Below are 517 nucleotides of genomic sequence, written 5' to 3'. Positions count from 1 at the left end.
CTCTACCTCTACGTCGCAATCGATCGCACCAGCAAGTTCGCCTTCGTGCAACTGGTCAAGAAGACGGGAAGGACCTCAGCCTCGGCCTTTCTCGAAGCTCTGATCGCGGCTGTCCCCTACAAGATCCACACGGTTCTCACCGACAATGGGATCCAATTCACCTTCCCGCCGCGCTACGCCGACGGCCCAACGGCAAGATACGTGATGCATATGTTCGATATGCGATGCGAGGAAAACGGCATCGAACATCGGCTGACCAAGATCAAGCATCCCTGGACCAATGGCCAGGTCGAGCGCATGAACCGCACGATCAAGGAAGCGACCGTTCAACGCTACCATTACGATCGACACGATCAGCTCGAAGCTCACCTTGCCGACTTCATCACCGCCTACAACTACGCTCGGCGGCTGAAGACCCTGAAGGGCCTTACACCCTACGAATACATCTGCAAATGCTGGACTTCCCAGCCAGAACGATTCAAACTCAACCCGCTCCAGCAAATGCCGGGACTAAACA

General features: G+C 55.7%; 1 protein-coding gene. It reads left to right on the top strand.

Features of this window, described 5'->3' with window-relative positions:
- The coding region (locus ALC15_RS40980; protein ID WP_157861003.1) for an integrase core domain-containing protein at positions 1–517 on the top strand (517 nt) is incomplete at both ends.

The sequence above is a fragment of the Bradyrhizobium viridifuturi genome (genome assembly GCF_001238275.1).
GTDB classification, from domain to species: domain Bacteria; phylum Pseudomonadota; class Alphaproteobacteria; order Rhizobiales; family Xanthobacteraceae; genus Bradyrhizobium; species Bradyrhizobium viridifuturi.
The sequence above is the reverse complement of the archived record's forward strand: the minus strand, read 5'-3'. Positions and strand labels throughout refer to the sequence as shown.